Annotated in this window: 6 protein-coding genes; 5 read left to right on the top strand and 1 reads right to left on the bottom strand. The window is 31.1% G+C overall.

The window, feature by feature from the left end:
• Positions 1–3: 3 nt before the first annotated feature.
• The gene (locus LPB03_RS05005) at positions 4–777 is read right to left on the bottom strand and encodes an XRE family transcriptional regulator (protein WP_065318977.1); all 774 of its coding nucleotides are present in this window, start codon (positions 775–777) and stop codon (positions 4–6) included.
• A gap of 52 nt (positions 778–829) precedes the next feature.
• Between LPB03_RS05005 and dinB the strand changes: the two genes are divergently transcribed.
• The 5 genes from dinB (at position 830) to LPB03_RS04980 (ending at position 14,927) form a co-directional block, all read left to right on the top strand.
• Complete coding sequence (dinB, locus tag LPB03_RS05000; RefSeq protein ID WP_065318978.1) at positions 830–2,044, top strand: DNA polymerase IV; 1,215 nt, start codon at positions 830–832, stop codon at positions 2,042–2,044.
• Between the two features lie 3 nt (positions 2,045–2,047).
• The gene (locus LPB03_RS04995; protein ID WP_065318979.1) at positions 2,048–5,002 is read left to right on the top strand and encodes a DNA polymerase III subunit alpha; all 2,955 of its coding nucleotides are present in this window, start codon (positions 2,048–2,050) and stop codon (positions 5,000–5,002) included.
• Positions 5,003–6,185: 1,183 nt separating this feature from the next.
• Positions 6,186–9,065: a helix-turn-helix and ligand-binding sensor domain-containing protein gene (locus LPB03_RS04990; protein WP_065318980.1), complete on the top strand. Its 2,880-nt coding sequence runs from the start codon at positions 6,186–6,188 to the stop codon at positions 9,063–9,065.
• Between the two features lie 261 nt (positions 9,066–9,326).
• On the top strand, positions 9,327–11,756 hold the full coding sequence (locus tag LPB03_RS04985) for an Ig-like domain-containing domain (RefSeq protein WP_083187099.1): 2,430 nt from the start codon (positions 9,327–9,329) through the stop codon (positions 11,754–11,756).
• A gap of 54 nt (positions 11,757–11,810) precedes the next feature.
• Positions 11,811–14,927, top strand: a complete 3,117-nt coding sequence (locus tag LPB03_RS04980) for a SusC/RagA family TonB-linked outer membrane protein (RefSeq protein ID WP_065318982.1) — start codon at positions 11,811–11,813, stop codon at positions 14,925–14,927.
• Positions 14,928–14,932 lie beyond the last annotated feature (5 nt).

The raw sequence follows: 14,932 nt of genomic DNA, 5'->3' as shown, positions 1-14,932 counted from the left end.
TACCTAAATCAAAGACTTCTTCAAAGCCTCCAATTCCACACCCAAATCAGTAAACATGGTAATAATACTGCTCAATTTCAATTCGTGTTCCTCATATTCTTGAGTATTGATGCTACACGTAAATTTCCACAATTCCAAAACTTCAGAAATAGGAACCTCATAAGGTTGGTATGTTGGATTATCAGGTTTCAATAAAAAAGATTGCTTTTCAGCCACTTGATTATAAACCCTCTTATAGGTCATACCATCATCTTTCGTAACGACAATATAAGAATGACCACTTTTGGCATTTTGTATATCCTCAACAAACTTAGCAACCAAATAAGAACCATCTTTCATAGGCAACATAGAATCTCCTTTAATAGGGAAAGCTCTATGTTTTCCTTTTGGTAAAAAAGGGAGTTTAATCTTTTGTAGCTGTTCAATGTATTCAGGATCATCATACCCCAACAAATAACCTGCAGAGGCTTTTGCAGGCACCACTTCAATCAAGTTTTCATTATCATGATCTACACTGATAGGAAAAAGAACACGTTGATTACCCACTTCTATAAAGGAAACGTCAGTGGCTTTGGTCAAATCATTTTTAATAATGATGTCTATAGGGATACCAAAGTAGTTAGAAAAAGCTATCAAAAAGTCAATGGTAGGGGAAGATCTATTTTCTTCATAAGAGCTAATCCTCGATCGGGTCACCGATAATTCTTCAGCCAAAGATTCTTGTGTTAACTTTTTGAGAGTTCTTAAATGTTTGATGTTTTTTGATAAATTATTCATAATGCTACAATATGGAGCAACAAATGTATGAATTTGTAGCTAATTTTACAGCGTGAAAAAATATATTTTACATCTCGATTTAGATACTTTTTTTGTTTCCTGCGAACGTTTGATAGATAGCAGGTTACAAAAAAAACCATTGTTAGTGGGGGGCACTGGAGACAGAGGAGTCGTAGCTGCGTGCAGTTATGAAACAAGAAGATTCGGTATTCACTCAGGCATGTCCATGAAAATTGCCAAAAGATTATGCCCAGAGGCTACCATCATCAGAGGAAATACAGGAACCTATTCCAAGTTCTCAAACATAGTCACAGAAATTATCAAAGAGAGTGTGCCTGTTTTTGAAAAAGCAAGCATCGATGAATTCTATGCAGACCTTTCAGGAATGGATGCGTTTTTTGGAAGTTATAAATATGCTTCAGAATTACGCCAACGAATCATCAAAGAAAGCGGACTGCCCATTTCATTTGGATTGTCGCAAAATAAAATTGTTTCAAAAGTGGCTACTGGCGAAGCAAAACCAAACAACCAATTGCTAATAAACAAAGGGTTTGAGAAATCTTTCTTAGCGCCTTTATCCATTCGAAAAATTCCTTCAGTCGGTGAAAAAACCTATAAAATATTAAGAAATTTAGGAATAGACAAAGTAAAGCTGATACAGGAAATGCCATTAGAAATGATGATCAGTGTTTTGGGGGCAAACGGAAAAACAATTTGGAAACGTGCAAATGGCATCGACAATCCTCCAATCATTGCTTTTCATGAGCGCAAGTCATTGTCTACGGAAAGAACCTACACAAAAGATACAATTGATATGAATAAGTTGAAGGAAACCATTTTCGCAATGGCAGAAAACCTAGCATATCAATTAAGAAAAGGAGATAAATTGGCAGCAACCATAAGCGTTAAAATTAGGTATTCAGATTTTAATACCTACAGCAAACAGGTAAAAATTCCCTATACTAGTGCCGACCATATCATCATTCCTACAGTCTTAGAATTGTTTCAGAAATTGTATCAAAGACGTTTGTTAATTCGATTGGTAGGGGTAAAGGTTTCCGATATTGTGAGTGGTAATTATCAAATAAACCTCTTCGATGATACCGAACAAATGCTCGATCTATACAATGCCATGGATAATGTCCGTAATAAATATGGCGAAAAAAGCATCATGAGAGCTGCAGCAATGGGAGCTAAATCAATTGGGAGGTTTAACAACCCATTTAACGGCGAACCGCCATTGGTGTTAGCACATAGAAAACAATAATAAATGTATCTAAATTGTCATACATATTATTCACTAAGATATGGGACGTTTTCTGAAACCGAATTGCTACAACTGGCGTTAGAAAATAACGTCCACACATTAGCGTTAACAGACATCAACAATACATCTGCCTGTATGAATTTTGTGCAACAGGCTAAGAAAGCAAACATCAAACCAGTGGTAGGGGTAGATTTCAGAAATGGGAATACTCAACAATTTGTGGCCTTGGCTAAAACCAATTTAGGGTTTCAAAATATCAATCGTTTTTTATCCTCTTTTTTAGAGTCAAAAACTAGCATACCAGAACAACCTCCTTTTTTAGAAGAGGTGATTATTATTTATCCTTTCGAAAAAGTTTTAGAATTAAATATAACCAACTTTAAAGAAAATGAGTTTATCGGCATCTCATTGGCTGAGGTCAATAAATTACGGTTCTCTTATTTGAATGAATTCACAGATAAAATAGTAATCCAACAACAAGTTACAATAAGAAATAAAAAGGATTTCAATGCACATAGGATATTAAGAGCAATTGATAAAAATACCTTACTAAGCAAGTTGGAGGCATCAGAGCAATGCCTCGAAACGGATAAAATGTACCAGGTAGATGATCTGCAAAATCATTTTAAAGATTTTCCGAATGCCATTAAAAATACCCAAGTCATACTTAACCAATGCAATATCAATTTTGGTTTTGGCAAAGAGCGTACAAATCAAAACTTACAACGATATAACAATAGCTTCGAAGAGGATTGCAAACAGTTAAATCAGTTGTGTCAGAGTAAAATTGCAAAGAGATATAAAGAGATCACAGAGGAGGTGAACAACCGACTTCAAAAGGAACTAAAAGTCATCATCGATTTAAAATTTGTGTCTTTTTTTCTGATCAATTACGACATAATTCAACACGCAAATAGTAACAATTTTTTTCATGTGGGTAGAGGTAGTGGCGCAAACAGCATTGTGGCGTATATTTTAGGAATTACAGATGTAGATCCCATTGAGTTAGATTTATATTTCGAAAGATTTATCAATCCTTTTAGAGCTTCTCCTCCAGATTTTGATATCGATTTTTCATGGAAAGATAGAGATATAATGACCCAATATATTTTCGATCGATTTAAAAATGTGGCACTGTTAGCAACTTATGTAACCTTTAAATACAAAGCTGTAGTGCGAGAATTGGGTAAGGTGTTTGGCTTGCCAAAAGAAGAAATAGACAAACTAAGCAAAGGAATTGTTGTAGGGCAATTAGATGAGATGGCTAATTTAGTTTTAAAATATGGAAAACTTATCGAAGGATTTCCAAATTATGTAAGTGTACATGCTGCAGGCGTTTTAATTCTAGACAAACCAATTCATTACTATTCAGCTACCAACTTACCGCCTAAAAATTTTCCGACAGTACAGTTTGATATGAATATTGCGGATGATGTAGGGATTTTTAAATTCGATATTTTAGGGCAACGTGGCTTGGCAAAAATTAAAGATGCCTTAGAGATTATCAAAGAAAATAACCCTGATGCTCCTAAAATTGATATTACAGATGTAGCAACGTTTAAAAAGGATAAAAACATCAACAACCTTTTAAAAACAGGAGGTGCTATTGGTGCGTATTATGTAGAATCTCCTGCAATGCGTGGTTTAATGCAAAAATTACAAACCCAAGATTATTTAGGTTTGGTAGCCGCGAGTTCTATCATAAGACCAGGAGTTTCTAGTTCTGGAATGAAAGAGGAATTCATCAAAAGACATCGTTTTCCTGAAAAACGAAAAGAGGCAAATCCAATATTATTAAAAATAATGCCTGAAACTTATGGGGTCATGGTATATCAAGAAGACGTAATGAAAGTGGCGAATCAATTTGCAGATTTAAAGTTGGGAGAAGCCGATGTGTTACGAAGAGGAATGAGTGGCAAATACCGTTCACTCAAAGAGTTCAAAGCTGTAGAAGAAAAGTTCATTGCAAATTGTAGAAAAAAGGGACATAAAGACGAGTTAATTTTCAAAGTATGGGATCAAATCAAAAGCTTTGCAGGCTATGCTTTTGCAAAAGGGCACTCGGCTTCGTATGCTGTAGAAAGTTATCAGAGTCTATTTTTGAAATGCTATTACCCTATAGAATTTATGGTGGCAGTATTAAATAATGGTGGAGGTTTTTATACAGCAGAACATTACATTCACGAAGCAAAAATGTGTGGTGCTAAAATCGAATTGCCTTGTATCAATCAAAGCGACCATGCAAATAGGGTAAAAGGCAAAACCATTTTTTTAGGGTTTGGGTATTTAAAAAGTTTAGAGCAATTAACCATTCAGCGTATTTTAAATGAAAGACAATTGGTTGGCACTTTTAGCTCTTTGGATGATTTTCTAGAACGTGTAAGAATTTCGATAGAACAGCTCAGTATTCTAATTCGCATGGACGCATTTCGTTTTACAAACAAAGCCAAAACCACTTTGTTGTGGGAGGCCACATTTAAATTAAATGTCTCAAAAAATAGAAAAAATCAACAAGCAGCATTATTTCGCATACAGCAAAAAAAGTTTCAGATACCAGAACTACAATCAAATTGGGTAGAAAATTTTTATGACGAAATCGAGTTGTTGGGCTTTACCATTCAAAATTACTTTTCATTGGTGATAGATGAATTTCATCCCCACATCAAGGCAAAAGAAATGGCACAATTTCCAGATCAAAATGTCTTATTATATGGACAATTAGTAACCACGAGATTTAACCAAACTTCCCAGGGTAAGTTAATGCGATTAAGCACGTTCATAGATGCTGAAGGCAATTATTTCGATGCAGTTCATTTTACAAATGTGGTCCATCAATATCCTATAAACGGAATGGGAGTCTATGCCTGTTATGGTAAAATCACCAACCGATTTGGTTTTTGCAGCATGAATATTATCCAATCAAAAAAAATGAGCATCGCAACAGACCCAAGAAGTTAATTTGAGCCTGCGAAAAATCTAATTTTAAAGAAATAAACATACAGCTACAACATCCCAAACCGACATAGAACTTGGAAGCGAGTGTCAAACATTTGAAGAATCCGTAAAAATAAATGCTGTTTGAGCACAGCGAGTTCATTTATTTTAGGATTTAAAAATAGTTTAGACCGCTGAAAGTTCAAGTCTAGATTTTTTTGTTACTTTTTTCATCAATGGAAAAAAGTAAAGAGTAAAAAAACACACACAAACAAAAATACACAACCACAATCTTGAACTAGCGAAAGAATATCATTTTAATAAAAAAGATATAACTACAACCTCCCAAACCGACATACTATGGTTTTCGTAGCAATTCAAATCTTATGAAACGGCAAGTGTCCAAAGCTTGTTCTCAACTTTATTGGGGACCTTAATAAAAAGCCTGGATACGATAATGGAATAGGATGTAGAATCCATGACTACCAAAACCAAAATATATTTTGGTTGTAGTTAACTCGCATAACGAATAGGTAGTTTAGATTTTTTTGTTACTTTTTTCATCAATGGAAAAAAGTAAAGATTAAAAAAAGCAACTATAATTTTAAAAAAGAGTTGCAATAAATTCAGTATCCATCAATGGAAAGAAGTAAAGAGTATTAAAAAGCATCCATAATCTTGAGCCAGTCGAAAGATCTTCCATTTAAAAAAAAATTTTGAAGATAGCAAGCGAAGCTTAGTTCTTTTTTTAAGATTCAAAAATTGTTTTGAACGCAGTAAATTCAAATTTAACATTCACAATTCTTCTTACTTCTGCATCATCTGTAACATCACTTTGAAAATGTTAGTGTTCGGATAATCTTCTTTTACTTTTTTTAAGTTTATATAGTTTTCTACCTTTTAGCTAGCGCCAGTAATTTCTGAAATAATTTTATGGAGTGAAAAAAATAAGCAATAAAAATATTGAAATGGTTATAATATTGAAGGAGGGTTCAATCAAGATAAATCAAAAGTTACAGCAAGTATTCAAAATAATTATCGTAAAATTGTTAGTAATATTTTAGGTTTTTAGTCCATTTTTAATTACATATATCTCTAAAAATAGCTTATTTACACAAGTAGTAAGCTTAAAAAAAAGTTATAATATGAATAATTCAAAAAGCAGTTTATTTACATCCAAAATTATAATGTTTAAAAGTAATTATTTATGAGAATTATAAATACCTTTTTTTTTCTAATTATTATTTGTTTTTCAAATCCTTTATTTGGTCAATTTACAAATCTTCCTGGTGTTCCATTCATTAAAAATTTTTCAAAAGAAGATGTAAAAAAAGATTTAAAGGTTTTTGATATTTCTCAAGATAAAAATGGCGTCTTATATTTTGCTGCACCTGGTTCGTTAATCGAATTTGATGGGTTTAGATGGCAAAGCTATTCTTTTGAAAATCAAACAGATCTTAGAGCCGTTTTATTTAAAGATGACCAGCATATATATACTGCAGGGCATGGTGGTTTTGGGGTTTGGTCTAAAACTAATAATGGAAAGCTTCAGTACAAAAGTTTGTACTTTAAATATCCAACTAAAGAAGCGCCTTTACTACCTGTATTTAGTAATATTATTGAAATTGATGGAAAAATTTTATTCCAATCTTTTCAGCTAATTTATGTTTATAATCCCTTAACAAATACGTTAACTAATCTACAAGCTAAAAAAGGCTTTAGCAATCTTTTTTTCTCTAAAAAAAGAGGTTTTTTTCAAGATGTTTCTATTGGTTTATTTGAAATTATAAATGATACTGAAAGCAAATTAATTAAAGGTACTGAAAATATTTCGATGGATGTTGTTGGGGTCTTTGTAGAAGAAGATAATTCAATATTAATTGCAACAAAAAATAATGGTTTTTGGTGTCTTAAAAATAATGTTTTATTAAAAAAAGATTGGATAGAAAACACCAAATTCAAGAAATTTATTCTCACAGATATAGAAAAATATAAAAGTAATCAATTTATTGTTGGTACACTAAGAAACGGTTTTTATATAATTTCTGATAAAGGAAAAATAATAACCCATATTAATAAAATACAAGGATTAAATAATAATGCTATTTTGAAAGTTTTTAATGATTTTCATAACAACATTTGGTTAAGTACAGAGTCAGGTATAAGTTATATTGAAGTTAATAGTAATGCAAAATATTTTTTAGATACCAATAGTAACTTCGGTACTGTTTACACTACTTTTCTTAAAGACTCTATATTATACTTAGGTACTAACCAAGGCTTGTTTATGAAAAATATGAATAAGCAGGAATCAGAACCGAAATTATTAGATGAAAGCACAGAAAATATTTGGGAAATTAAGGAAGTTGATGGCGAAATATTAGTAGGTAGCCATAAAGGTCTTTCTTTACTTAAAAATAACTCTTTAAAAACTATCCATTTAGAAGGTGGTGGGTGGATTTTTAAAAAACATCCAAAGTTTAAAGATCTTTTATATGTTGGTTTTTACTCTGGAGTTGCAGTTTTTAAAAGAATAAATGGCGAATGGAAATTTATTAGAAAATTTGAAAATTTTGGAGAATCTTCTCGTTTTTTAGACTTTGATCAATATAATCAAATATGGGTATCTCATCCTTCTAAAGGATTTTACAGATTAAGGTTATCTTCAGATGGTTTAGAACTAGAAGAAGCGGAATTTTATGGTGTAGAAAATGAAAATGTAGAAACTCCAGCTTATTTTTCTAAAATTGATGGTAATTTGGTGTTTTACAGCCCTAAAGGTTTTTTTTATTATGATGCAATAGATAATTTATTTATAAAAGCAAAATATCCCACAGAAATTTTTAAAGGCTTAAATACTATTACGCATATTTATCAGAATGAAAATATATTTTGGTATTCTACTCCAAAGCAATTAGGATATGTTTTAAGAGATCAAAATCATTTTAATATTAACCAAGCTTCTTTTTATAATTTTTGGGATAAACATTTAAATGACTTTAATAAATTTACAGAAATTGATAAAAATGTTTATGGAATTGGAATTGAAGATGGAATTGTTTTCTATAATATAAATAGAAATAAAAAAATACAATTTAATGATTTACCATTAATAAGATCTATTGAGTTAATAAGTACCAGAGATACGATAAGAGCTATAATAGACACAAAGGAAGAATTAAAAATTCCATACTCAAATAATTTTTTAAAGGTTAAAATAGCCTTGCCAAAAACACCTTTAGGAAACTCTAAGTTAGTACAATATAAACTAAATGGTTTTAAAGATAGTAATTGGTCTAATTGGTTAAATGCCAGTGAATTAAATTTTCCAGGAATTTCTTCGGGCGCATATGTATTAGAAATAAAAACCAAAGCCGAAAACGAAGTAGATTCTAAAATAATTAAAATTCCTTTTTATATAGCATATCCATGGTATATAAGTAAATGGGCTATAGCTTTTTACATATTCACTTTTATTGTTATCTTTTTTAGTTATAGGGCATATATAAATAGAAAAAATATAAAATATGTTAATCGATTAAAGCTGTTAGAAAAACAAAAAAGAGAGCGTCAAAAGGAAAAATTTGAGTTAGTAAAATTAGAAGCAGATAAAAAATTATTCTTATTAAAAGAAGAAAACCTAAATTTAGAAATTAAAAAGAAAAACGCAGCCTTAGCCTCTTCTACCTTAAATAACATCAAGAAAAACGAATTGTTATCCGATTTAATTAATGATATCAAAAAAATAGATGAAGAGTTGATGAATAGCTCATTGCATTACCCTATAAAAAAAGTAGTTAAAAAAATTAATAATCATTTAGTGGATAAGGAAGATTGGTTAACCTTTCAACTGCATTTCAGCAATTCTCACTCACAATTCTTCGAAAAATTAAGAGAAAAACATCCCAATTTATCTTCTAATGAAATTAAGTTAAGCGCCTATTTAAAACTAAACCTTTCTTCAAAAGAAATTGCTTCGTTAATGAATGTTGCTATTACAAGTGTAGAACAAAGTAGATATAGATTACGCAAAAAATTTAATTTAGATAAAGAAGAAAACTTAGTAAACTACATTCAAAAGTTTTAAAAAATCACAAAAAACTAAAAATCAGCGCTTTATAATTTTTAACAAAGGTTTTGTAGAGGTAGTTTTATCTATAATATAATTTTTGTAGAGGTTAATAAATTGTTAAATAACAAGTTTTAATCCAATTTTGGGGTCAAATATAATTACGGTCTTGTTCGTAACTATTTTCGTGATGAAACAAAGTTATGACTTATTCATAGTACCAACAACAAAGTAATTATCTAAAATGTATGTTATTTTAACCTAAATTATTAATTTATTATGAAACTAAGACTACTTTTAATGTTATGTTTAACTTTTGGCATAGCAAATGCTCAAGAAGTTACTCACGTAGATTTTGACACAAACAACCCTAACATTGTTTTTAACAGTTGGAATACTTCTTCTACTTTTGCTAAAGTTGCAAATCCTGTTCAAGATGCTACAAATACCTCAAATTTTGTAGGTCAATTTACAGCTGGTACCGATAACGGAATAGGAATTGGGGTTATAGATGCAAACTCTATATTTCCAATGCCTTTCAATTTAGCATCAAATCCGATATTTAAAATGAAGGTTTTTGCAACTGAAGAAATAGATGTTACATTTCATTTAGAAAATGCACCAGATTATGGTAATAATATAGAAGTTACTTCTTCTGTTACTGCTACTAATATTAATGAATGGGTAGAACTAACTTTTGATTTTAGTAATTACGATAATATTTACATGAATAATATTGTAATCATAATTAGAGGGGCAAATACTACTGAAGGAGATGTCTATTTTTTTGATGATATTAAAGGGCCAGCTATGTACGCTTTACCAGTAGCAGCATATAGCCCCGCTAATAGTGCTACAGAGATTGCTATTAATACCAACTTAGAAATTGGAACAAATGGTAATTTCAGAAATTTAGACGATTCTGAATTAACAGATTTAGTAGGAAAAGTTGCTTTAAAAATTGGCGACATAAATGGATCAGATGTACCTTTTTCTGTAAGTATAAATGGCGATAAAAATAAAATTACAATTGATCCTATAAACGATTTAAGTAATTCAACTACCTATTGGTATGGTGTTATAGATAATGCTATCGAATTTTCAACAGATGAAACTGTCACAGGATTTTCTGCAAGTTTCACTACAAAAGCAGCTATTACAGGTGATGTTAATGAAATATTATTCGATTTTGATACAACTAATGAAAATGTAGGTTTTGAATCTTGGTCAGGCACAGGTTTTGCAAAAATTGCAAATCCAGATGTATCAGGAATAAATACTTCCGCAAACGTAGGCGAGTATACTCACGCAGGTAACGATTCTGGTTTAGAAAATAGTTTAGTAGCTAATGCAACACCTTTAGCACCTTTTGATTTCTCTGAAACTCCTTTTGTTAAAGTAAAAGTTTGGGTAAGTAAACCTGTAGGGGTAACTGTAAGAGTTCAAAACTATCCAGATTATGGTAATGGATCTGAACAAATAATTAATGTCACTGAAACCGATAAATGGGTAGAATTGATTTACAATTTTGGAGCTGTTACAGCAAGTAATTACGATAGAGTTCAAATTTATTTTGATAGAGATAGCTCTGGAGGTTCAGTAGCTGGAGATGTCTATTATTTTGATGATTATTTAAAAAGCAATGTACCACCAGCAGTAGAAACAGCATTAACGCCTTCTAATAGTGCTACAGAAGTTTCACAAACAGTAGTACCAAAAATATCATCAAATTTTCAATTTGTAAATTTAGATGGATCTACAATTACAGATGTTTTGCCTTTTGTAGAGCTTAGAGAAAATGACGCTTCAGGTTCACTTGTTACTGTTACAGCTACTATCAATGATGCAAAGAACACTATTTCTATAGCACCATCTGACTTACTAAAGGCAAATACACAATATTGGTTTGGTATAAAAGATGATGTGATTAAATACAAGGAAAATAACACAAATGTTACAAGCACATCAGCAATATTTACCACAAAATCAACAGCAATAAGTTTTACAACTTATAACGATTTTGATGGAACTTCATTAACAACAGTTTCAGAATCTATGGGAGATACTCCTGGAGCTTACGAAACAGTTTCAGATCCTGCAGGTGGCACTAATATGGTTACAAAATGGACTAAAGGAGATACTTGGGGAGGATGGGAAAGAATCCATTTTCAATTAAACGCACCTTTTGATGCAACTAGAGATGATATTTTTTCTTTCAGAGTATACGCTTCAGTAGCAACAAATTTTATGTTCAAACTTTCTGATGCAAAAGAAGATGGTGATCAAAATGCAAATCTTGAAATTTGGGGCGATATTATAGCAGCCAATCAATGGCAAACAATTTATATTGATGCCTCAGAGTTAGCTGATGGTATTAGCTTTGACCATGTTTTTATTCTTATTGGCCCAGGTAATGGAACTATTACTGGAGATTTTTACATTGATGATTTAAAGGGTCCTCAATTGCAAGGTGCTGCATCTATAAATGATTTTGATAAAACAAGTTTTAATTTTTTTCCAAATCCTGCAAATGATATGATTCGTTTTAGCAATTTGGATGGAAAAAAGGACATCAGAATTTTTGATATCAATTCAAAACAAGTGTTAAAAAAGACAATAGAAACAAATGAACTATCAATAGAAATTTTAAAACCTGGGTTTTACTTTATAGAAATTAATGGAATGTTTAAAAAGTTAATTAAAGAATAAAATTATAGCACAGCAAGAGTCTTTGCTTTTGCTGTGCTATTAAATAATCAATCAATGAAAAAAATAAAAATATTATTTTTTAAATTTTTACCCTTTCTAATTCTTTTAATTACATTTTCTTCCTACGCTCAAACTATAGTAGTTTCTGGTGAAGTTTATGATGATACAGGAAATTTACTTCCTGGAGTTTCTGTATTAGTAGAAGGAACAACAAATGGTGTAACTACAGATTTTGACGGTAAATATGCAATCAATATAAAAACACCAAATGCAACCTTGGTTTTCGCATATTTAGGTTATGAAACAAAAAAAGTAATTGTTTCCGATCAGAAGAAAATTAATGTAATTTTAAAAGAAAGTTTAGATCAATTAGAAGAAATACAGGTTGTGGCGTTTTCTACACAAAAGAAAACTAGTGTTGTTGGTTCTGTCACTTCAATGAAAGTTGCGGATTTAAAACAACCTACCGCGAATATAACTAACGCATTAGCTGGGCAAATTTCTGGTTTAATTTCTTATCAAAGATCGGGAGAACCTGGTGCAGATAATGCTGCATTTTTTATACGTGGTGTTACAACTTTTGGTTTTAATAATAGCCCATTAATTTTATTAGATGGTTTACAAATTACCACAGACGATTTAGCTCGATTAGAACCAGATAATATTGCTTCTTTCTCTATCATGAAAGACGCAACAGCAACTTCTTTATATGGAGCAAGAGGTGCAAATGGAGTTGTTTTAGTAACCACAAAAGAAGGTAAAAAAGGAAAAGCAAAAGTATCAGTTCGTTATGAAAATTCAATGTCAGGGCCTTCTCAAGTAAATAGCTTTTTAGGCGCTGTAGATTATATGGAATTATATAACAGAGCACAAAGAATGAGAGACCCTTCTGCTACATTATTATATTCTAAACAAAAAATAGAAGGTACAAGAAATGGTTTAAACCCTAATATTTATCCAGATGTAAATTGGCACAATGAATTGTTTAAAGATTTTACGATGAATAGAAGGTTTAACGCAAACATAAATGGAGGTGGAGAAGTAGCGCAATATTATTTATCCGTTACAAGCGCAAAAGAAACTGGTTTGTTAAAGGTAGATCCTTTAAATAATTTTAATAATAATATTGATATCAGTAGATCTAATTTAAGAGCGAATATTAATATAAACTTAACCAAGACAACAAAAGTTGCTGCTAAATTTTATTCTTTGTTCGAAAGATATAATGGTCCTGTTGTAAGTGCAACAGATATATTTTATCAAGTTTCGCAAGCAAATCCAGCAAATTTCCCAAAAGTTTATAAGGCAGATGAAAACACTCAGTTTTTTAATCACACGCTTTTTGGAAATAAAGGGAATGGTGGTTTTCCAAACCCTTATGCAGAAAGTGTTAAGGGGTTTAGAGATCGTTTTTCCAACACAACTTTGGCTCAAGTTCAAGTAAAACAAGATTTAAAGTTCATTACAGAGGGTTTAAAATTACGTGCAATGGCTTCTGTAAGAACCTATACAGAAAACCAAAATCAAAGTAGCTTTACCCCATTTTATTATGGAGCTAATGAGATACAAACACCTACAGGAATTGAACATTCTTTATATACTATACAAGAAGGGACAGAGTTTTTAACCCAACCAGAGGTGGGTAATTATGGTAATAGTAATTTTTACTATGAAGCAGTTTTAGAATATAACAAAACATTTAATGAAAAACACACAGTTAGTGGTTTATTGGTTAATTATTTTCAAGAAGCTTTAAATACAATTGGCGGAGGTACAACTTTTACAACTTTACCATCAAGAAATACTGGAGTTTCTGGAAGAGCTTCCTATAGCTTTGATGATCGTTATTTTAGCGAATTTAATTTTGGCTATAATGGATCAGAAAAGTTCGCAGAGGAAAATCGTTTTGGATTTTTTCCTTCTGTAGGATTTGGTTGGATCATATCTAATGAGGCATTCTTTGAAAAAAACTTACCAGCTGTAAACTTATTTAAAGTAAGATATTCTTATGGTTTAGTGGGTAATGATGCAATTTCAAGTCCTAGTGATCGTTTTTTCTATTTGTCTGATGTTAACCTAAATAATGGCGGTACAGGGTATTCTTTTGGCTCTAATTACAACAACTATTATAATGGTTTTATCATCAATAGATATGCAAATGAAAACGTAAGTTGGGAGATAGCTACAAAGTCTAACATTGGTATAGAATTTGGACTCTTTAATAAATTAAATATTATTGCAGATATTTTTACAGAAAATAGACGAGACATTTATATGGAACGTCAATTTATACCAGAAACTTCTGGATTAACCACTGTAATTAGCAGTAATATTGGTGAAGTAAAATCAAATGGTATCGATTTATCTGTAGATTATAATCACGCATTTAGTGGAGATTTTTACATTACAGCAAGAGGTAATTTTACGTATGCCACAAATGAAGTTTTGGTAAATGGTGAACCAGAATTTCAAGATCAAAATTTAAGTAGAATAGGTCATCCTGTAAATCAACAATGGGGTTATATGGCTGAAAGATTATTTGTAGATCAAGAAGATATAGATAATTCTCCAGAACAATTTAATGGTTTTTCTACAACAAACTCTTATTTACCTGGAGATATTAAATACAAAGACATTAATAATGATGGTGTTATCAATGAATCTGACGAAGTGCCAATAGGTAGGCCAAATGTGCCGGAAATTGTATATGGTTTTGGATTTTCTGCAAAATATAAAGATTTCGACTTTTCCGTTTTTATGCAAGGGGTAGCAAGAACATCATTTTTAATAAATCCTAATGATATTTCTCCTTTCGTAAATGAACGAAATGCACTAAGTATTATCGCAGATAATCATTGGTCAGAAAACAATCCAAATCCTAATGCATTTTGGCCACGTTTAGCTACTTATGCTATAGATAATAATGAAAAACAGTCTACTTGGTGGTTAAGAAGTGGAGATTTTTTAAGGCTAAAAAATGTTGAATTTGGGTATACGTTACCAGAATCTTTAGGTAAGGTTTTTTCTGATACCCAAACCAGGGTTTATTTTACAGGGGTAAATTTACTCCATTTTTCAAAATTTAAATTATGGGATCCAGAAATGGCAGGTAATGGTTTAGGCTATCCACCTCAGAGAGTATTTAATATAGGAGTTCAAGTTAATTTTTAAAACGA

Source organism: Polaribacter vadi, assembly GCF_001761365.1.
Taxonomy (GTDB): domain Bacteria; phylum Bacteroidota; class Bacteroidia; order Flavobacteriales; family Flavobacteriaceae; genus Polaribacter; species Polaribacter vadi.
The sequence above is the reverse complement of the archived record's forward strand: the minus strand, read 5'-3'. Positions and strand labels throughout refer to the sequence as shown.

Bases quoted from the DNA above. Each gene is read 5' to 3' on its own strand.
- LPB03_RS05005 (WP_065318977.1), bottom strand. From the start codon at position 777: ATGAATAATTTATCAAAAAACATCAAACATTTAAGAACTCTCAAAAAG.
- LPB03_RS04995 (WP_065318979.1), top strand. From the start codon at position 2,048: ATGTATCTAAATTGTCATACATATTATTCACTAAGATATGGGACGTTT.
- LPB03_RS04990 (WP_065318980.1), top strand. From the start codon at position 6,186: ATGAGAATTATAAATACCTTTTTTTTTCTAATTATTATTTGTTTTTCA.
- LPB03_RS04985 (WP_083187099.1), top strand. From the start codon at position 9,327: ATGAAACTAAGACTACTTTTAATGTTATGTTTAACTTTTGGCATAGCA.
- LPB03_RS04980 (WP_065318982.1), top strand. From the start codon at position 11,811: ATGAAAAAAATAAAAATATTATTTTTTAAATTTTTACCCTTTCTAATT.